Raw genomic sequence first — 20,031 nt, 5'->3', positions numbered from 1 at the left:
AGAGGGGTCGGGATCACATCCCGGCCCCTCTTCTCGTCATGACGGCAGATCGAGCCGGTAGAAATCCGTCGCGGTCTGCGAGAACAGCGCCGTCTTCTCGGCCTCGCTCAAGGGCGCGGCGATACGCTTGAAAGCGTTGAAGATCACCTGGTAGCTGCACTGGCCCTTGTCCGGCGGAAAGTTGCTCTCGAACATCGCGCGCCTCACGCCGAACGCCTCGATGCAGGTTTCGACATAGGGCCGCCAGGCCGCGGCAAGCTCCTCGGATGACGGCGGCTTCTCGCGCAGATGGAAGTCATAGCCGAGCAGGCACATCGCGAGCCCGCCGAGCTTCACCACCACGTTCTCGCATTTGGCGATCTCCTGGATCGAGGCGCGCCACTGCGGAAACACTTCTTCGCGCCGCCCGGCAAAACGGCCGATTCCGGCCGGGCCGCCGCAATGGTCGAGCACGATTTTGGTGTCGGGGAAGGCGCGCGCGAGCTCGGTCAGTTCGCCGATCTGCGGATGGAACAGCCAGGCATCGAAGCTGAGGCCCAGTGGCGCGAGGCAGGCAAAGCCCTTGCGGAAGGCCGGGTCCCGCAACAACTCCTTCGGCCGGTTCGCATACATGCCGGCGACGGCGGGATCTTCGTCCCAGGCCGAGGAATGCCGGATACCGCGGAAGCGGCCATTGCCCGCCGCGTTCTCCGCTTCCAGCACCGGCTTTGCGGCATCGCCCAGCAGTAGATTGGCATGACTGACGATGCCGGCGCAGATCGCGGCCTTGCCGTAGCCGCCGCTCGCGCTCATGGCGGCGACGCCGTTGGCGAACTCGACCTCGCCGACGGGCCGGAATGCCTCGGGTCCGTGCGCGCGATACATCGAGCGGCAATCGACATAGACGGTGGCGATGATGTTGTGGCCGGAGGCGATGTCATCAGCCATCTCCTCGATCAGATAGCGGTGTCCGCGATTCCAGAGATGGTGATGGGGATCGACGATCGGCCGCAAGGGGTCGATGATCTCCTCCTGATGTTGCGCGAGCCAGTCCTCGCGCGGCTCGACGAACAGCCCGCTCGTGTTGGCGGGCAAGCCAGTTGCGGCCATCGGCATTCGCTCCCTTTATATTTTTTGTGGGAGGAGCCTAGCACCTGATCGCCTCACGCAGCAGCGCGCGCTGCGCAACCGCGCCCGTCATCGCGAGCACAGCGCTCAGCCCTTGCGCCGTGTCGCCTTCACATCGACCACCAGCCGCCACGCGGCTGCCGTGGTGGGCTTGACCTCGCCGAGCCATTGGAAGGAATCCCCGGTGATCTCGGTAAAGCTCCAGCGTGTCAGTTCGCCCGTTTCGGTCGCGCCTTCCTGCACGATATCGGCGCCGCGCGCGCGGCCGATCTGCTGGCGGAAGACGCAGCGGCCGGGATCGAACCAGGAAATCCGCCACGCGGAAATGGAGGGATCGTAGACCCGCAGCGTCGTGCCGTACCAATTGCCCGCGACCGGAAACGCCGGGCTGCCCGCGGGCCGCGGGATGATCCAGACGTCCTGCACGGCGCGCCCCTCCAGCACCCAGCCGAAATGGATCTCGCCGGGCGCGATGTGTTTCGTTCCATCGGCGCCATGGGCGGTGACTTCGGCACGCCAGTCGCCGACGAAGCGGCCATAGAGCTGGAGCGCTGCGGCGTGCTCCGGATTTGGCCCTTCCGCGTGCAACAATCTCACAAAGTCGGTCATGTCGATCTCCTATCGTCGGGAGATCAGCACGACCGGATTGCAGATGACTTGGAGAAAATTGCCGTCCGCGGCCGTCAGGTCTTGCGCAGGACGAGATTCTTGGTGCTCCGAACGGTCTCGTCGTTGGTCCGCGAACTCCCTGAGCTTTCAGCGCGCCAAATCACGATGACAGAGACGATGACGAGGCCCGCGCCGAGCAGCATCATGGGCGAGAACGGCTCGCCCAGCACGACGGTGCCGAGCAGCACCGCGATCACCGGATTGACGAAAGTGTAGGTCGACACCAGCGAGGTCGAGACGTTCTCAAGCAGCCAGTTGTAGGCGACGAATCCGATCACGCTGCCCGCGATGATCAGCCATAGCGCCGCTGCAAGCGACATCGGCAAGACGTTGCCCGGCCTGAAGCTTTCGATCTCGCCCGTCAGCCGGCTGATCGCGAACAGCACGGTGCCGCCGATCGACAGCTGCATGCCTGACAGCAGGATGGCGGATGTCTGGTTCGACATGCGCCGGGACAGCACGGTCCCGGCGGACCACGACAAGGCCGCAGCCAGCAGGAGAACGACGGGAAGAATGCTGATGCCGGCCTGCTTGACGTTCTGCCATGCCACGAGTCCGACGCCCAGAAAGCCGGGCACGAGTGCCAGCAGGGCAACGGGCCTCGGTCGCTGATCGCCAGGGAACACGAGATCGATCAGCAGGATCCAGAACGGGATCGTGGCGAGCACGATCGCTGCCACGCCCGAAGGAACCGATTGCTGTGCGAAGGCGAGCACGCCGTGGCAGCCGACAAAGAACAGCAGCCCGCACAGGCTCGCCATGGCCCAGGCCTGCCACGACACGCCTGCGACCTGTCTGCCGCTCATCGCGAGCAGCACAATGCCGCCGCACAACGAGCGAAGCGCCATCAGCAGAAATGGCGGGATCGACTTCAGGCCCAGCGTGATGGCGAAATAGGTGGAACCCCATAGCAAATAGATGGCGGCGAAGGCGCCGATGATGAGGAACCGTCTGCTCATGATTGCTCCGATCGAAGACGATCTCGAAGCAACCAAGTCGGAGGCGGTTCATGCGTTCCCGCCTTTGCGGGTCAGACTCCGTCGAGGATGATCACCGTCGGCTTCGACGGCAGCGCGTCGCGCGACATCCGGAACGAGCGCGCGTTGCGCCGGTCGATCTCGAACTGCTGGCCGATGCGGTCCATGAACTCGTCGAGCGGGGTGGCGAAGCGATGCATCGGCAGCACCACGGACGCGCGCAGGCGTTTGGTGATGTCGGAGATGCCGCCCAGCGACATGGTGTAGGTGCCGTCGATCGGCACCATCACGATGTCCAGCCGTCCGATCTGGGCAAAGTGGCTGTCATCGAGCTTGTGGTGGAGATGGCCGAGATGACCGATGCAGAGGCCCGCGACCTCGAAGATGAAGATCGAATTGCCGTCGCGGATCATGTCGACGCCGGCGTCGTCGCCGAAATAGCGGCGGATGTCCGTGGTGACGTTGCGGATGAAGGTGTCGCCGATGCGTTCCGCGATGATGGCCGGCTTGCCGTCGTCGCCCCAGCCATGCAGCACATGGGGAATGCGCTTGTCGGGAAAGAGACTGTAGTGGGTGCTATGGGCCCGGTTCATGGTGACGACGTCGGGCAGCCGTCCCACCTGATAGGCGCCGCTATAGTCGGTCGCGATGCGCAAGCCGCCCGGCGTGTCGATGAAATAGGTCGAGTGGCCGGCATAGGTGATCTCGACCTCCGCGGCGGCCGCCGCCTGCCTGAAGGCGACCGACATGACCCGCGGCGCGGCATTGGCCATCGCCAGGCACTCGCTGCGCTGTGGCGATTGCTGGGCGAGGGCAGGCGAGAGGGCTGCGCCGAACAGCGCCAGAGCCGCCGAAACAAGTCGCCACATGAATCCGTCCCCGATGACTTCAGGGGAAAGTCTAGCGTGCAATGCGGCCTGCGGCCAACAGCTGGCGATCAACAGCGCGTCAGTGTCGCACCTTCAGTCCCGGCTTTATTCGCGCGGTCTATTCCCGCCGCGGGCTGAACTTCCAGGTGATGGCGACGAGGCCGGCTGTGATCAATCCGCTGATCAGCCCGGCGATCGGCAAGGCAAGCAGCAGCGCGGCGCTGGCGGCCCAGCCGATCGAGGAGAAGGCTTCGGCGAAGGTCGCAAGCCGAGACGACGTCTGGCGGCGGCGGAATTGGCTGCGCCTTGCCTGCACCCGGAACCAGAGCTGGATTGCGGTCGCGGAGGCCGCGCTGATGATGATGGCGCCGGCGCTGACCGCGGCCTGGTATGGCGAGGCAAGGGCGAGCGCGGCGACCAGCGGACAGAAGATGGCGGCGATCGCGATCAGCACAACCTCGATCTTGGCGCGGATGACGCTGGACGGCGTCAGCGGCGCGGTCGCAACGAGATCAGGCGCGTCCTCGCCCGAGATCGTCAGCCAGGCAAGCCCGCCCGCGAGCTGACCGGCCGCCATGACGATGACGGGCGTGATCAGCGTCACCGCCGCGGAGCTGTCGGCAAAGCTGCGCCAGAGCAAGAGCGCCGGCGGCACCAGATAGAGCAGCTGCATCAGGGTCTGCGAGATCAGCCAGGGATCGCGCCAGAGCAACTTGAATTCCTTGCGCCGCAGCGCCTGCTGCCGCGATCCGCCGCGGAACGGGCGCTCCTTCGCGCGCTTGCGGCCGGAGCTGCCGTAAGCCGCGGCATCGATCGCGGTGTCGGCGAAGCGGCCAGAGAACATCGCCATCACGCCGCCGAGCAGCACGAGCCCGAGCGCCAGAAGCAGCAGCAGCGCCTCGCTGTCGCCCATCGTCGCCCGCGCCGGCCACCACCAGATGCTGTCGACGTCGGGGGCGTAGGCGGCAAGGCGCCCCGAGGTCAGGATGGTGAAGCGCGACAGCGTGCTGTAGGACATGATCGCGGCGACCTGGAGCGCGATCACGAAGCCGGCGCCGATGATCGCGGCCAGGATCTGGGCGGCGAAGCGCGTCCGCGCCGGACCGATCAGGCGGAACAAGAGGATGGTGACGGCGATCGCGATCGCCGCGGCCGACAGGCCCATGGCGATGACGACGCCGAATGCTGCGAGCCAGCGCGCACCCCCGCCGATCACCAGCACGTCGATGAACGGCGTCGAGAACACCAGCGCCATCACCGTGACGGTGAGCGCAATGGCGGCGATGCGTACCGAGAACAGATTGGCGAGCGTCGCTGGCGAGGACATGATCAGGTCGAGATCGGCGCGGGCGTAAAACACCCGCGTCACCGATTCGATCGCCTGCGACAGCATCAAGGTCCAGGCGAGAAACATCGTCGCCGTGATCACGATCAGCGAGGATTTGTCGAGCGGCAATTGCAGATCGGCGAAGCGGCCGATCACCGCCCAGGCCGGCACGTGCAGCAGCGCTGCGAAGAAGAGAAGGCCGATCATTGCCGCGCGCGCCCGCTTGCGCCGGCCGCCGGTCATCATGGCGAACCATTCGCGCCAGGCGAGGCGGAGCTCGTGGCGCGCAAACCAGGACAGCGCGGTCGCCGAGCTCATGCGGCTTCCTGGAGCGTCACCAGCGCGATGAAGAGATCTTCCAGGCTGGTGTCGGCATGGCCGTTCTGCTGGCGCAACTCGGTCAGCGTGCCTTCGGCGACGAGGCGGCCCGAGGCGATCACGCCGATGCGGTCGGCCATGCGCTCGGCGACTTCGAGAATGTGTGTCGTCATGATGACGGTGCAGCCGGCACGGACGCGCTCGCCCAGCAATCCCTTGACGTGACGGGCTGAGACGGCGTCGAGCCCGGTCAGCGGCTCGTCGAGGATGATGAGGCGGGGATCGTGCACCAGCGCGCCGGCCAGCGCCACCTTCTGGCGCATGCCCTTGGAAAAGCCCTCGCAGCGTTCGTGCCGGTGTGGCTCAAGACCGAGCGAACTCAGAAGCTCCTGCGCGACCGGTTCGGAGACGGACGGCGCGATGCCCCAGAGGCCGGCGACGAATTCGAGATATTCGAGCGGCGTCAGCTTGTCATAAATCATGGGTTCGTCGGACACCCAGGCCATCACCTGCTTGGCGGCGACGGGGTTCTGGAGCGCATCGATGCCGAAGATCGAGACCGCGCCGGCATCGGGCCGCAGCAGGCCCGCAACCATGCGCAAAGTGGTGGTCTTGCCGGCGCCGTTGGGGCCGACCAGCGCGTAGAATTCGCCGGCATGGATGGTGAGATCGAGGCTGTCGACCGCCAAACGGTCAAAACGCTTCGTTAACCCTCGGACTTCGAGCGCCGACTTGTCCGGCTTCATGACGGCCACACCATCCGGTTTTGCATCGCCCGCGACCATGACCCGAAGATGTTTCGGCACCGTGAATCTACGGCCCACAAATTCCACCATCCGGTTTCGACCAAAGGCAAGTCACCGTTTGTTGACAGCGCTTGGCGGTTCGGGCTGAATTGGCGCCGGGACGAATGCGCGAACGCGGCGAAACGACTGCGTAGCGACTGGACACAAGATGCGGCGAGGCGGCCAAAGAACCGCCGGTTGCATCGGGAGGAAGCGCGGCGATGCTGGATTTCGTTCAGCAGCTGGTCAGCGGTGTTGCGCTCGGCTGCGTCTACGGCCTGATCGCGCTCGGCTTCGTGCTCGTCTACAAGGCCACCGAGGTCGTCAATTTCGCCCAGGGCGATCTGATGATGCTGGGCGGCTTCTTCGCCTTCACCTTCATCGGCATGATGGGCCTGAACTACTGGATCGGCTTTGCCGGTGCGGTCGCCGCCATGGCGCTGTTCGGCATGCTGGCCGAGCGCGTGGTGGTGCGGCCGATCCTCGGCTATCCGCAATTCTCCATCATCATGGCCACGATCGGCCTCGGCTATTTCCTGCGCTCGGTCGCCGGCATGGTCTGGGGCACCGACGATTTCAAGATCGACACGCCGTTCAGCCAGGGCGTCCTGCGCATCGGCTCGCTGGTGCTCGCCTATGACAAGCTGTCGGTGATCGCGGCGACGATCATCCTCTGCACGCTGCTCTATTTGTTCTTCAACAAGACCACGCTCGGCACCGCGATGCGCGCCAGCTCCGAGAACATGCTGGCGGCCTACTACATGGGCATTCCGGTCAAGCGGGTGGTGTCGGTGGTCTGGGCGATCAGCGCGGCGGTCGCGACCTGCGCCGGCGTGCTGCTGGCGCCGATCACCTTCATCCACTCCAATGTCGGCCTCGTGCTCGGCCTCAAGGCGTTTCCGGCCGCCGTGCTCGGCGGCTTCGGCTCGATTCCCGGCGCGGTCGTCGGCGGCGTCCTGATCGGCGTGATCGAGAGCATGGCCGGGTTCTATCTGGCCGAGGGCTGGAAGGACGTCGCGCCTTACATCGTGCTGCTCGCGGTGCTCTTGCTCAAGCCCGAAGGCCTGTTCGGCCTTCACGTCCGCAAGAAGGTCTGAACGCCATGCGCTTCCTGTTCAAGACCGACTACGAGGACGACATTAGGCTGTTTCCGCATTCGGGCTATGTCGTCTCCTACGGTATCCTGCTCGCGCTGCTGCTGATCGCGCCCTATGTGCTCTCCAGCTATTTGATGAGCCAGCTCGTCTTCGTCTGCATCTATGCGACCGTCGGCGTGGCGCTGATGATTTTGACTGGCTTCACCGGTCAAGCCTCGCTCGGGCACGCAGCGTTCCTCGCGATCGGCGCCTACACGGCGGCCTATTTGCAGAAATACAATGTGCCGTTCCCGGTCTATTTCCTCGCCGCAGGCGTGCTCACCGGCTGCATTGGCGCGCTGGTCGGCTTTCCCGCGCTGCGACTCCAGGGCATCTATCTCGTCATCGCCACCATCTCCTTCGCCTTCATCGTCGAGGAGATCCTGGCGCGCTGGGAGAGCGTCACCAACGGCAACGAGGGCATGCGGGTCAAGACGCTGTCGCTGCTCGGCGTCACCGTGCCGCGCGACAGCCCGACCTTCTATTTCCTCTGCCTTGCCGTGCTGGTGCTGACCATCGTCGGCACGCTCAATCTGTTGCGCTCGCCGACGGGCCGCGCCTTCGTCGCCATCCGCGACTCCGAGACGGCCGCGCGCAGCATGGGCATCAATGTCGCGCTCTACAAGGTCAAGTCCTTTGCGATCTCGGCGGCGATCACCGGCCTTGCCGGCGTGCTGTTCGCGCACAAGCTCTCCTTCATCTCGCCGGAAATGTTCACGCTGCAGCTCTCGATCGAGTTCATCATCGTGATCCTGATCGGCGGCAGCTTCAGCCTGCACGGCGCGGTGCTGGGGGCGATCTTCATCGTGATGATCGATCCGTTCCTGACCTACCTCAAGGACGACATGCCCGGCATCATCGCCGGCATCGCCGCGACGTTCGGTGCGGGCCCGGCGACCGCAGGCAATATCCAGTCGAAGGTCGCGGCCTTCGCCTCGCTCAACGGGCTGAAGGGCGCGATCTACGGCATCATCATCGTGCTGTTCGTGCTGTTCGAGCCGCTCGGGCTCTACGGCCGCTGGCTGAAGATCAAGCTCTTCTTCCAGCTCTTCCCGCTCTACAAGCGTGCGACCTTCAAGCGGCAGAAGATCTACGTGAAGTCGGAGCGGAACCGATGAGCTATTTCCGCGCCGAGAACCTGTCGCTGCATTTCGGAGGCCTCAAGGCGGTCGATGCGGTGTCGTTCGCGGTCGAGAAGGGCGAGATCCTCTCGATCATAGGGCCCAACGGCGCCGGCAAGAGCTCGATCTTCAACCTGATCTCGCGGATCTACCGGCCGACCTCGGGCCGCATCTTCTTCGAGGACCAGGACATCACCGAGCAGCCGCCCTACGACATCGCAAGGCTCGGCATCGCCCGCACCTTCCAGAATATCGAGCTGTTCGAGAACGCCACCGTGTTGTCGAATCTGCTGGTCGGCCGTCACCGCCATTCCACCACGCAGCTCTGGCAGGAGCTGCTGTTTCTGCCGAGCGTGCGCGCCAACGAGAAGGTGCACCGCCGCCGGGTCGAGCAGGTGATCGAGTTCCTCGATCTCGAGCCTTATCGCGACAAGCTGATCTCGGGGCTGCCTTACGGCGTGCGCAAGGTGATCGAGCTTGCGCGCGCGCTGTGCTCGGAGCCGAAACTGATCCTGCTCGACGAGCCGTCCTCCGGCCTCAATGTCGAGGAGACCGACGACATGTCATTCTGGATCCGCGACATGAAGAGCGAGCTCGGCATCACCGTGCTGATGGTCGAGCACGACATGTCGCTGGTCAACCGCGTCTCCGACCGCGTCATCGCGCTGAACTACGGCCGCGTGCTCGCGATGGGCTCGCCGGCGGAGGTGCAGCAGCATCCCGATGTCGTCGCCGCGTATCTCGGAGCCTGACCCGATGGATGCCGCCGTGACACCGGACATCATCCTGAAGCTCTCCAACATCGAGAGCTATTACGGGCCGATCATGGCGATCCGCGGCATCTCGCTGGAGGTGCCGCGCGGCCGCATCGTCACGCTGCTCGGCGCCAACGGCGCCGGCAAGACCACGGTGCTGAAGACCATCTCCGGCATTCTCGATCCGCAGAAGGGCGCGATCGAGTTCATGGGCAAGCCGATCCAGCGCATGGAGGCCGACCGCATCGTGCGGCTGGGTCTGAGCCATGTGCCTGAGGGGCGCGAGGTGTTTCCGTTCCTGTCGGTGCGCGAGAACCTGATGATGGGCGCTTATCCACGCCGCGACCGCGACGGCGTCGCGGAGGATCTGGAGCGGGTCTACGGCTACTTCCCGCGGCTGAAGGAGCGCATCAGCCAGCCGGCCGGCCAGCTCTCCGGCGGCGAGCAGCAGATGCTCGCGATCGGGCGCGCGCTGATGAACCGGCCGACGCTGCTGCTGCTCGACGAGCCTTCGCTCGGCCTGTCGCCGCTGCTGGTGAAGGAGATCTTCACGATCATCCGCCGCGTCAACGAGGAGCAGGGCATGTCGATCCTCTTGGTCGAGCAGAACGCCAAGGTGGCGCTGGAGACCGCGCATTACGGTTATGTGCTGGAGATCGGCCGCATCGTCATGAACGACACATGCGACCGCTTGATGCATTCACAGGACATCCAGGAATTTTACCTCGGCGCCAAGGAACAGGGCGCGCGAGGCGAGCGGCGCTGGAAAAAGAAGAAAACTTGGCGCTAGAGCAAGATTTGGCGTTAAATGGAATGGCCCATCCGCCAACACAGACCGCCGGCAAGGCAGGCAGCGGAAGGCAAGGCGACAAGGAGGAGACGCGCATGGCCCGACCGGCGGTGCTGACGGTCGCTGATACGATCGCGAAGAGCTTCTTGCTCGCTGCCGAGACGCGCGGCGAGCGGCCGGCGATCCGCGAGAAGAAGTTCGGCATCTGGCAGCCGACGAGCTGGCGCGAGTGGCTCGCGATCTCCAGGGAGATCGCCTACGCGCTCCGCGCCACCGGCTTCATGCCCGGCGATGTCGCCTCCATCATCGCCAACGCCGTGCCGGAATGGGTCCATGCCGACATGGGCATCTTGTGCGCCGGCGGCGTCTCCTCCGGAATCTATCCCACCGATTCATCCGCGCAGGTCGAATATCTCGTCAACGATTCCGGCACCAAGGTGATCTTCGCCGAGGATGAGGAGCAACTCGACAAGGTCCTCGCCTGCCGCGCGCGTTGTCCGGGCCTGCAACGCATCATCGTGTTCGACATGGAGGGCCTCAGCGGCTTCTCCGACGACATGGTGATGTCGCTCGACGAGTTTCGCGCGCTCGGGCGTAACCACATGGCCGGCCGCGAGGCGCTGTGGCAGGAGATGATCGACAGCCGTAGCGCCGGCGATCTCGCCGTGCTCGTCTACACCTCCGGCACCACGGGCCCGCCCAAGGGCGCGATGCACGCCAACCGCAGCGTCACGCATCAGATGCGGCACGCCAACGATTTCATCCCGGCGCGGGAGGACGAGGACCGGCTGATCTTCCTGCCGCTCTGCCATGTCGCCGAGCGCATCGGCGGCTATTACATCTCGGTCGCGCTCGGCTCGGTGATGAATTTTGCCGAGAGCCCGGAGACCGTGCCGGACAATCTGCGCGAGGTGCAACCGACCGTCTTCCTTGCCGTGCCGCGCATCTGGGAGAAATTCTACTCGGCCATCACCATCGCGCTGAAGGATGCGACGCCGTTGCAGCAATGGGTCTATCGCCGCGCGATCGACGTCGGCTTTCGCATGGTCGATTGCCGGCTCGAGGGCAGGGCGCCGCCGCTGTCGCTGCGCATCGCCAACCGCCTCGCCTACCAGGTCGCGTTCCGCAACATCCGCCGCCTGATCGGGCTCGACCGCTGCCGCATCGCTTTCACCGGCGCAGCGCCGATCGCGCCGGAATTGATCCGCTGGTATCTCGCGCTCGGCATCGACATGCACGAGGTCTATGGCCAGACCGAGAATTGCGGGGTTGCCACCATGATGCCGGCGAAGCGCATCAAGCTTGGCTCGGTCGGCAAGGCGGTGTCCTGGGGCGAGGTCGCGCTGTCTCCTGACGGCGAGATACTGATCAAGGGCGACTTCCTGTTCATGGGCTATCTGAACCAGCCGGAGAAGACCGCGGAAACCATCGATGCGCGCGGCTGGCTGCACACCGGCGACGTCGGCACCATCGACAACGAAGGCTTCGTCCGCATCACCGACCGGATGAAGGACATCATCATCACGTCCGGCGGCAAGAACATCACCCCGTCCGAGATCGAGAACCAGCTCAAATTCTCGCCCTACATCTCGGACGCCGTGGTGATCGGCGACAAGCGGCCGTATCTGACCTGCCTCGTGATGATCGACCAGGAGAATGTCGAGAAATTCGCCCAGGACCACGACATCCCCTTCACCAATTATGCCAGCCTGTGCCGGGCGATGGAGATCCAGGACCTGATCTGGCGCGAGATCGAACGGGTCAATGCCAACTTCGCCCGCGTCGAGACCATCAAGCGGTTCTATTTGATCGAGCGCCAGCTCACCCCGGAGGACGAGGAGCTGACGCCGACCATGAAGCTGAAGCGCGGCTTCGTGAACAAGCGCTATGCCGCCGAGATCGACGCGATGTATCGCGAGCGCGCGGTCGCCTGAGACATCTGTTCCGCGCCTTGAGATCGCGGGCATGTGCCGACAAGAAGCGAAGGAGCGATGGCCCCCGCCCTTCGCGTAACACGGGCCCAAAGGAGAGGAGACGTCAATGTCGAAATCGTTCAGCGCGTTCGGCCTTGCTGTGAGTGCAATGGCGCTCACCTGTCTGCCGGCCGCGGCGCAAACCAAGGTCACCAATGACGGCATCTCGGCCTCCGAGATCGTCATCGGCACCCATCAGGACCTGTCGGGTCCGATCAAGGGCTGGGGCGTGCCGGTAGCAAACGGGATGAAGATGGCGACCGAGGAGGTCAATGCGGCAGGCGGCGTCAATGGCCGCAAGATCAGATTAGTCGTCGAGGACAGCGGCTACGATCCGAAGAAGGCCGTGCTGGCATCGCAAAAGCTGATCGAGCGCGACAAGATCTTCGCGATGGTAGGAGCGATGGGATCGCCGACCGTGCTCGCGGCGCAGGACATCCTGTTCGACGCCGGCGTGCTCCAGCTCTTCCCGCTGACGGCGGCCGAGTTCACCTTCAAGTTCGATCCGGCCAAGCCGCAGGAGCGGCTGAAGTTCAACAACCTCTTGCCCTATGTCGAGAGCACGCGGGCGGCGCTGAAATACATGGTGGAGTGGAAGAGCTTCAAGAAGCCCTGCATCATGCATCAGGACGACGAATACGGTAAAAACGTGCTCGACGGTTTCAACCAGCAGCTCACTGCGATGAAGATCCAGCCGGCCTCGGTGACGAGCTACAAGCGCGGCGCCTCGGATTTCAGCGCGCAGATCGCCAAGATGAAGTCGGACGGCTGCGATCTCGTCGTGCTCGGCACCATCCTCCGCGAGACCATCGGCGCGATGACGGAAGCCAAGAAGCTCGGTTGGGACGTGACCTTCCTGGGAGCCTCGCCGACCAACGTGCTGGAAGTGCCGATGTTGGGCAAGGACGCCGTCGAAGGCCTCTATGCGGCGAGCCTGTTCGAGATCCCCTACGAGGACACGGCCAAGGACAAGGTGAAGGACTGGATTGTCAGCTACAAGAAGTCGTTCGGCACCGACGCCAACACGCAGGCCATGATCGGCTACAACGCGGTGATGACCTTCGCCTTCTACGCGGGCAAGGCGGGCAAGGATATCACCGGGCAGAAGATGCTTGATTCACTGGAGTCAGGCGAGAAATTCCTCGACATCTTCAACTCGCCGCCGACCAAGTTCTCCAAGACCGACCACCTCGCCAACACCATCACCCAGGTGCAGCAGGTCAAGGGCGGCCGCTGGGTGCTGGTGAAGGACAATCTGATGTTTTGATCTCTTGCGGCGATGACGGTGCACCCTCTCCCCTTGCGGGAGAGGGTGGCTTCGCGAAAGCGAAGCCGGGTGAGGGGTCTCTATCCCTACGAATAGTCTCGCGAGCCGGAGAGAACCCCTCATCCGGCGCGCTTATGCGCGCCACCTTCTCCCGCAAGGGGAGAAGGGAGGAAGCGCGCTACGCGGGAAGAGCCCCTACGACCCGCCCCCCGCCGTGCCCGAATTCACCGGGGCCAGCTCGTCTTCCCGGCAGCGCCAGCCATCGGCGGCTCTGACGAACGCAAAGGTCCGCTGGATCCTCAGCCGGCGCGTGACGTTGAAGGCCTCTGCGGAGCGCTCCTTGTTGCCGGCGCCCGGCTGCGGCTGGCCCGTCCTGGGATTCCAGCACGTGCCGGTGCAGGTCGAGGCAACCTTGCTGCACGTGGTGAAGGGCGCCAGCACGGCCATCTCGATCTCGCCGGTGACCTGCGCCTCCTGGTCGGTCACCTGGCTGTCGATCGCATAGACGCGGTTGATGCGAAGGAAGTTGCCGCAGGAATTGGCGGCGTGAATCCGCGCGGCGCAGAAATCGACCGCGTCGGTGTCGGGCGAGCGCGCCGCGACCTGCCGGCCGAACACCTTCTTCGGATCGCCTTTTGCCGCGCGAATCTCCTCGCTCTTGTGCTTGAGATATTCGTCGAGACAGTCTTCCGCGGATTCGAGCTCGGCGAGCGGCACGTTCTCCTTGCCGACCAGATTGCATTTGCGGTCGCGCTCGCGCGTCCAGCGGCCGTATTCGGCGTAGGCAAAGCGCGCCGCGGTCGGGTCGAGCTTGCCGATCAGGCCGAGCACCTGGCTGTTGAGCTCGGTCTCGGTGAGCGCGAGCGCCGGGTCCGCGCAGATCAGTGCGCCCGCCGCGGTGTTGGCGGCAAGGCAGTCGAAGTCCGGGTCGCGCACGATCGCGGCGCGCTCCTCGGTCACCTTGAGCAGGCACGCCTTGACCCGGTCGAACTCGTCGGAGCGGATCGCGGTCTGGCCGACGATGCCGCAGCCGAGATTGCGCTGGCGGATCCAGATCGCATTCTCCTCGATCGCGGGCAGGCGATCGGGCAGGCGGGCGAGCCGCGCTTCGATCGCAGTGCTCAGCTTCTCGGCGGCCGCGGCGAGCTCGGGATCGCCGCAGAACAATTGGTTGCCGGGATCGCGAATCGACTGGCAGTTGTTTCGGGCAAATAGCGGCAGCCGATCGGTGACGGAGCGGTCGGATGGGCCGGATTGCGCCAAGCCTGGTGCCGCTGGCAACGCCAGCAGCGCAAGCACAGACAGCACGATGAACCGCATTCCACTCGCCCCCGCATAGACGGCGCTATGCTAGCGCCCCGGAACCGCGGGCGAAACGGGTTTGTGGCGGGATGAGGTCCTGGCCACAAGGCCACGAGGGCGTGTACTCATAAATCCGCGATGTCCGCTTATTCCCCAACAGCGGCCCAGAAGCAGACATTGAAGGGCCACAAGCGGACGATTGGTCAGCCTTCAGGCTTTGGCCGGCCGACCAGCTTAATGCCACCGGGATTTTCAACCGACCGATATCCTTTAATCCTGTTGAACTCTTCGCGAAACCTGTTGCCCGCTTCTGTCCATCGTCCGAAGCGAGTATTGATGTTTTCCATCAAACCAAAAGTCGCAAGGGCTTCAATTGCATGCTCGCCCGCAGACATGGCGAGGCTATCTACCTCGTCGCCGTGCTCGACCAAATACTGATCGACCATCTTGACGAGCGCGATCAATAGCTTCTGTTCGCGTTCAGATAAAACCTTGGATGTGTTCATCGCGCAGTTGCCTCGCCAATTCCTAGAAGGCCAATTTACATGTCATCGAGGTTGTCAGCTAATGGGATGGTCCGGCCGTGCTCCGGCCCTGCCAGCACGAGAAGCTGGCAAGGGGCGCTCAAGACAAGGAGCACGCCATGTCTCAGAAACTCAACGCGGCGATCGCCGTGATCGGCATCGACATCGGCAAAAACTCGTTCCACATCGTGGGTCAGGATCACCGCGGTGCCATCGTGCTGCGGCAGAAGTGGTCGCGCGGCCAGGTGGAAACGCGGCTCGCCAACCTGCCGCCGTGCTTGATCGGTATGGAGGCCTGCGTAGGCGCCCATCATCTCAGCCGCAAACTCCAAGTACTTGGCCACGACGCCCGCCTGATGCCAGCGAAATACGTGCGCCCGTATTCGAAGGGACAGAAGAATGACTTCCGAGATGCGGAAGCCATCGCCGAGGCTGTCCAACGCCCGACCATGAAGTTCGTCGCGACCAAGACCGCCGATCAGCTCGACCTTCAGGCACTGCACCGCGTCCGCGATCGATTGGTCGGTCAGCGTACCGGCGCGATCAATCAGATCCGTGCGTTCCTGCTGGAACGGGGCATCGCCGTGCGGCAAGGCCCGCATTCCCTGCGGTTCGAGTTGCCAGGTATCTTGGCAACACGCACTGATGTGCTCTCGCCTCGCATGTTGCCCATCATCGAGGGTCTGGCGGAAGACTGGCGCCGGCTGGATGAGCGTATCGAGGGTCTATCTGGCGAGATCGAAACACTAGCCCGTCAAGATAGGGCCTGCCAGCGACTGATGACGGTGCCTGGCATTGGCCCAATCATCTCGAGCGCAATGGTGGCTGCGATCGGCACCGGAGACGTGTTCTCGAAAGGCCGCGACTTCGGCGCCTGGCTTGGACTTGTTCCGAAGCAGATATCGACCGGCGACCGCACGATCCTCGGCAGTATATCAAGGCGCGGTAATCGCTACCTGCGCGCGCTGTTCGTGCAAGCCGCGTGGGTTGTTCTGGTAAAGGTCAAGTGCTGGGAGCGCTATGGCCTCAACTCTTGGATCGAAGCCGCCAAGAAGCGATTGCACCACAACGTGCTGGCGATTGCGCTCGCCAACAAGCTCGCCCGGATCGCCTGGGCGGTCCTCAACAAGGGACGCGCCTTCGCGTGCGTCAAGATGGAGGAGACGGTGTCCCGACCTGCTTGATCCTCGCGCCGTGCGCGGGGCCGTCAAGGCGCAGCCTGGCAGCAGGAGAGCAAGACGTCAGGACAGCACGACGGCCGGCTTTGACGGCCCCTTGCGCGCGGCGCGTCTGCGCGCGCAGGCCGGGACGAAGGAACGGCCGCCAGGCACGAACGAAGGAACAGCGCGAAGTGAGGAGCTATCGATGACGTAACAACCCTTACCCGCCGAGGTCTGCGAGAGGATGAGACGACGATGGAGAATCGGTCTTCCCGGCACATGTGAACCCTGGTGACCCAAATGGCCCGGTCGAGGCCTGTCCGCTAACCAGATCACATGCGCGCTGATATCCATGATGGCCCGGAGCACTGCGCTCCAAACAGAGGCCGGATACATTGATGCAAGACCGCATCTACCGGATCGTCGAAATCTTCTTGCACCCCACGGCCGGACCATACATGTGGGTCACTTGCGGACGTTGTCCTGAGCGCCGCAAGAGATCGGCTATGGGCCAAAAACAGACAATCGAAACAGCCGCGACCTGATCAGCCGCAGATGCGCACGCGGCGCTCGCGCCAGCCATGCCCGTCCCAGAAGCGCTGGGTTATCCAGCGGCAAGGCGGGATCGGCTCTCCAACCGGGGCATCGACATAGCCCGACCAGTACGGATAGCCGCCGGGTCCGGGATAAGTGCGCGGATACGGATTGCCGCCGGGGCCGTAATCGTAGCGCGGACCAGCATAAGCGGACGAGGCTGCTGAAACGACCAAAGTCGCGACGGCAGCGAGGGCCAACAACGTCTTCCTCATGGTGATACCTTTCCAACGCTGCGAAGGCTGAGACAATCGCTGAGCAATGCAGCGTCAGCGTCGACAAGCTGAAATGTCAAGGAGAGTGATCTCAGCAAGGCTATTGTCTGGCGACCTCCTCGGATGTCGCCTTCGGGTCAAAAGCGGCCTTCGGGCACACTGCCTCGATTGGTCCGCTAAGGGCCATACGCGGACATCGCCAACCGAAGCGCGCCTTGACCAAATCTGTGGCTACGAGTGAGAGTACCGAAGACGTGGGTACCGGATTGGAGCAATGTCATGGTCCAAGCAACTCGATTGACTGTGGGTAGCCTAATCTTGCTGACAACGATGGTTAGGCCCGGCGGTGCAGCGGAGCAACAGTTCGCTTGCAAAGGACAGGTCGTTCAAGAAATGACCAATCCAGCCGTTCAACCAAGACCAATCGATCTGAACGTGACGTTGGGCGACAAGAACAAGCTGTCCATAACGACCGGCGACGGGAAAATCCTTGCTCCCCGCATTACCAGCAATAACAAGATCCAACTTAAGTTTGCGACTAAGGAGTTTGCTGGAGAATATTTTCACTATACTGGCGATTTATTCCTCATCTACAAGTCTGGGCCACTCGCGCGGCTCAATTGTTCGCGCTCCTGATCCCATTCCATGGGGCATGCGAGCGAATGTCCGCCATTGCGCATTGGCGGCTCCCGCTAATGGGATGGTCCGGCCGTGCTCCGGCCCTGCCAGCACGAGAAGCTGGCAAGGGGCGCTCAAGACAAGGAGCACGCCATGTCTCAGAAACTCAACGCGGCGATCGCCGTGATCGGCATCGACATCGGCAAAAACTCGTTCCACATCGTGGGTCAGGATCACCGCGGTGCCATCGTGCTGCGGCAGAAGTGGTCGCGCGGCCAGGTGGAAACGCGGCTCGCCAACCTGCCGCCGTGCTTGATCGGTATGGAGGCCTGCGTAGGCGCCCATCATCTCAGCCGCAAACTCCAAGTACTTGGCCACGACGCCCGCCTGATGCCAGCGAAATACGTGCGCCCGTATTCGAAGGGACAGAAGAATGACTTCCGAGATGCGGAAGCCATCGCCGAGGCTGTCCAACGCCCGACCATGAAGTTCGTCGCGACCAAGACCGCCGATCAGCTCGACCTTCAGGCACTGCACCGCGTCCGCGATCGATTGGTCGGTCAGCGTACCGGCGCGATCAATCAGATCCGTGCGTTCCTGCTGGAACGGGGCATCGCCGTGCGGCAAGGCCCGCATTCCCTGCGGTTCGAGTTGCCAGGTATCTTGGCAACACGCACTGATGTGCTCTCGCCTCGCATGTTGCCCATCATCGAGGGTCTGGCGGAAGACTGGCGCCGGCTGGATGAGCGTATCGAGGGTCTATCTGGCGAGATCGAAACACTAGCCCGTCAAGATAGGGCCTGCCAGCGACTGATGACGGTGCCTGGCATTGGCCCAATCATCTCGAGCGCAATGGTGGCTGCGATCGGCACCGGAGACGTGTTCTCGAAAGGCCGCGACTTCGGCGCCTGGCTTGGACTTGTTCCGAAGCAGATATCGACCGGCGACCGCACGATCCTCGGCAGTATATCAAGGCGCGGTAATCGCTACCTGCGCGCGCTGTTCGTGCAAGCCGCGTGGGTTGTTCTGGTAAAGGTCAAGTGCTGGGAGCGCTATGGCCTCAACTCTTGGATCGAAGCCGCCAAGAAGCGATTGCACCACAACGTGCTGGCGATTGCGCTCGCCAACAAGCTCGCCCGGATCGCCTGGGCGGTCCTCAACAAGGGACGCGCCTTCGCGTGCGTCAAGATGGAGGAGACGGTGTCCCGACCTGCTTGATCCTCGCGCCGTGCGCGGGGCCGTCAAGGCGCAGCCTGGCAGCAGGAGAGCAAGACGTCAGGACAGCACGACGGCCGGCTTTGACGGCCCCTTGCGCGCGGCGCGTCTGCGCGCGCAGGCCGGGACGAAGGAACGGCCGCCAGGCACGAACGAAGGAACAGCGCGAAGTGAGGAGCTATCGATGACGTAACAACCCTTACCCGCCGAGGTCTGCGAGAGGATGAGACGACGATGGAGAATCGGTCTTCCCGGCACATGTGAACCCTGGTGACCCAAATGGCCCGGTCGAGGCCTGTCCGCTAACCAGATCACATGCGCGCTGATATCCATGATGGCCCGGAGCACTGCGCTCCAAACAGAGGCCGGATACATTGATGCAAGACCGCATCTACCGGATCGTCGAAATCTTCTTGCACCCCACGGCCGGACCATACATTGGGTCAAAAACAGCAATACTCTGGTTAAGCAGAACATTTCTGCTTAGACCCCAAAAGACGACATCTGCGCCTTTATGAGTACACGCTCCTAGATCAGCGCCCCTCGGTGGCGATCATCGAGAACCGCACCGGCTCGTCGACATATTTCATCACGGCCGTCTGATAGAGCACGAACAGCGGCCGGTAGCTCCGCGCCGCGTCATCCTCGACCATCGCCATGCGGCGATTGTCGAGCATCAGCCAGTGGCCATCGAGCTTTGCGGCGACCACCGCATGCTCTTCGCCGGCCCTGACGTCGCGCACCACGACGATGCGGAGATCGTCGGCGGCAACGCCGGCAAGGCGCAGCGCGGCGAGCTTGGCGATGGCATAGTCCTCGCAATCGCCGGAGCCGCGCGCGAAGGTGGCAAGCGGCGAGCTCCAGACGTCGTCGGCGCCGTCATCGGCGGGGCGGATGGCAAGGTTGATGGCGCGGTTGGTCTCGCCCAGCCGGGCGCGGCCGTCGCGGGCGCGGGCCTGGTCGACGATGGCGAGCAGCCTCAAGGCCGCGGGCGAAGCACAATTGTCGCGGTCGCCGTCGCACAGCGCGAGCTGCACCATGTCGTCGTCGAGCCTGGCCTTCAGCGCAGACCATTTCTCCCGCAGGCTCCCGCCGGAGATCGCGAAGGCGAACACACCGAACGGCTCGGCGGATTTTCGCACGAGGACGCCCGCGCCGGGCGACAGCAGCGAGCCGGCGCGAAGCTCGGCCGCCGATCCGAGCAGGATCAAGCCGCACATGACAAGGATTGCGCGCCAGGTGCGCGAGCGAGCAGCGGTCTCCATTTGACATCCCCTTCCGGCTTCGCCGGGTCCCCTCGACCTCGACG

19 protein-coding genes are annotated in these 20,031 nt (G+C 63.8%); 9 read left to right on the top strand and 10 right to left on the bottom strand.

Annotation, left to right across the window (positions count from 1 at the left end):
* Positions 1–36: 36 nt before the first annotated feature.
* From WN72_RS44290 to WN72_RS44265, 6 genes are all read right to left on the bottom strand, one after another.
* Positions 37–1,089, bottom strand: coding sequence for an amidohydrolase family protein (locus tag WN72_RS44290; RefSeq protein ID WP_027562012.1), 1,053 nt, complete (start codon positions 1,087–1,089; stop codon positions 37–39).
* 105 nt (positions 1,090–1,194) lie between these two features.
* On the bottom strand, positions 1,195–1,716 hold the full coding sequence (locus WN72_RS44285) for a hypothetical protein (RefSeq protein ID WP_092212325.1): 522 nt from the start codon (positions 1,714–1,716) through the stop codon (positions 1,195–1,197).
* A 74-nt stretch (positions 1,717–1,790) separates the two neighbouring features.
* A complete protein-coding gene (locus tag WN72_RS44280; protein WP_092212327.1) occupies positions 1,791–2,735 on the bottom strand; it encodes an EamA family transporter in 945 nt (314 codons plus the stop codon).
* A 71-nt stretch (positions 2,736–2,806) separates the two neighbouring features.
* Complete coding sequence (locus tag WN72_RS44275) at positions 2,807–3,622, bottom strand: MBL fold metallo-hydrolase (protein WP_027562015.1); 816 nt, start codon at positions 3,620–3,622, stop codon at positions 2,807–2,809.
* A 118-nt stretch (positions 3,623–3,740) separates the two neighbouring features.
* Positions 3,741–5,267 (bottom strand): permease, encoded by a 1,527-nt coding sequence (locus WN72_RS44270; protein ID WP_092212329.1) that lies wholly within the window; start codon positions 5,265–5,267, stop codon positions 3,741–3,743.
* Positions 5,264–6,013, bottom strand: coding sequence for an ABC transporter ATP-binding protein (locus tag WN72_RS44265; protein WP_027562017.1), 750 nt, complete (start codon positions 6,011–6,013; stop codon positions 5,264–5,266). The genes WN72_RS44270 and WN72_RS44265 overlap by 4 nt, the downstream gene beginning before the upstream one ends.
* 260 nt (positions 6,014–6,273) lie before the next feature.
* On the opposite strand from WN72_RS44265, the gene WN72_RS44260 reads away from it, so the two are divergent.
* The 6 genes from WN72_RS44260 (at position 6,274) to WN72_RS44235 (ending at position 13,094) form a co-directional block, all read left to right on the top strand.
* Positions 6,274–7,149, top strand: coding sequence for a branched-chain amino acid ABC transporter permease (locus tag WN72_RS44260; protein ID WP_027562018.1), 876 nt, complete (start codon positions 6,274–6,276; stop codon positions 7,147–7,149).
* 5 nt (positions 7,150–7,154) lie between these two features.
* Complete coding sequence (locus WN72_RS44255; RefSeq protein ID WP_092212333.1) at positions 7,155–8,306, top strand: branched-chain amino acid ABC transporter permease; 1,152 nt, start codon at positions 7,155–7,157, stop codon at positions 8,304–8,306.
* Positions 8,303–9,061, top strand: coding sequence for an ABC transporter ATP-binding protein (locus WN72_RS44250; RefSeq protein WP_027562020.1), 759 nt, complete (start codon positions 8,303–8,305; stop codon positions 9,059–9,061). Before WN72_RS44255 ends, WN72_RS44250 begins: the two co-directional genes overlap by 4 nt.
* A 4-nt stretch (positions 9,062–9,065) precedes the next feature.
* Complete coding sequence (locus WN72_RS44245) at positions 9,066–9,854, top strand: ABC transporter ATP-binding protein (protein WP_092212335.1); 789 nt, start codon at positions 9,066–9,068, stop codon at positions 9,852–9,854.
* 95 nt (positions 9,855–9,949) lie between these two features.
* Entirely contained in the window at positions 9,950–11,788 is a 1,839-nt protein-coding gene (locus WN72_RS44240) for an AMP-dependent synthetase/ligase (RefSeq protein ID WP_092212432.1), read from the top strand.
* A gap of 106 nt (positions 11,789–11,894) precedes the next feature.
* Entirely contained in the window at positions 11,895–13,094 is a 1,200-nt protein-coding gene (locus WN72_RS44235; protein ID WP_027562023.1) for an ABC transporter substrate-binding protein, read from the top strand.
* Positions 13,095–13,289: 195 nt separating this feature from the next.
* On the opposite strand, the gene WN72_RS44230 is transcribed toward WN72_RS44235, so the two are convergent.
* Together WN72_RS44230 and WN72_RS44225 are read right to left on the bottom strand one after the other, a co-directional pair.
* Positions 13,290–14,414 (bottom strand): lysozyme inhibitor LprI family protein, encoded by a 1,125-nt coding sequence (locus WN72_RS44230; RefSeq protein ID WP_027562024.1) that lies wholly within the window; start codon positions 14,412–14,414, stop codon positions 13,290–13,292.
* 185 nt (positions 14,415–14,599) lie between these two features.
* Positions 14,600–14,902, bottom strand: a complete 303-nt coding sequence (locus tag WN72_RS44225; protein WP_051378303.1) for a hypothetical protein — start codon at positions 14,900–14,902, stop codon at positions 14,600–14,602.
* A gap of 137 nt (positions 14,903–15,039) precedes the next feature.
* Here WN72_RS44225 and WN72_RS44220 point away from each other — a divergent pair, with 137 nt between their 5' ends.
* Positions 15,040–16,104 (top strand): IS110 family RNA-guided transposase, encoded by a 1,065-nt coding sequence (locus WN72_RS44220; protein ID WP_194482925.1) that lies wholly within the window; start codon positions 15,040–15,042, stop codon positions 16,102–16,104.
* 521 nt (positions 16,105–16,625) lie between these two features.
* On the opposite strand, the gene WN72_RS44215 is transcribed toward WN72_RS44220, so the two are convergent.
* Complete coding sequence (locus WN72_RS44215) at positions 16,626–16,889, bottom strand: hypothetical protein (RefSeq protein ID WP_027562025.1); 264 nt, start codon at positions 16,887–16,889, stop codon at positions 16,626–16,628.
* Positions 16,890–17,168: 279 nt separating this feature from the next.
* Between WN72_RS44215 and WN72_RS44210 the strand changes: the two genes are divergently transcribed.
* Positions 17,169–17,525: a hypothetical protein gene (locus WN72_RS44210; protein ID WP_143130895.1), complete on the top strand. Its 357-nt coding sequence runs from the start codon at positions 17,169–17,171 to the stop codon at positions 17,523–17,525.
* A 135-nt stretch (positions 17,526–17,660) separates the two neighbouring features.
* Positions 17,661–18,725: an IS110 family RNA-guided transposase gene (locus WN72_RS44205; RefSeq protein WP_194482925.1), complete on the top strand. Its 1,065-nt coding sequence runs from the start codon at positions 17,661–17,663 to the stop codon at positions 18,723–18,725.
* 530 nt (positions 18,726–19,255) lie between these two features.
* On the opposite strand, the gene WN72_RS44200 is transcribed toward WN72_RS44205, so the two are convergent.
* The gene (locus WN72_RS44200) at positions 19,256–19,987 is read right to left on the bottom strand and encodes a transglutaminase-like cysteine peptidase (protein WP_092219714.1); all 732 of its coding nucleotides are present in this window, start codon (positions 19,985–19,987) and stop codon (positions 19,256–19,258) included.
* Positions 19,988–20,031: the final 44 nt, after the last annotated feature.

It is taken from the genome of Bradyrhizobium arachidis (assembly GCF_015291705.1).
Classification (GTDB): domain Bacteria; phylum Pseudomonadota; class Alphaproteobacteria; order Rhizobiales; family Xanthobacteraceae; genus Bradyrhizobium; species Bradyrhizobium arachidis.
The sequence above is the reverse complement of the archived record's forward strand: the minus strand, read 5'-3'. Positions and strand labels throughout refer to the sequence as shown.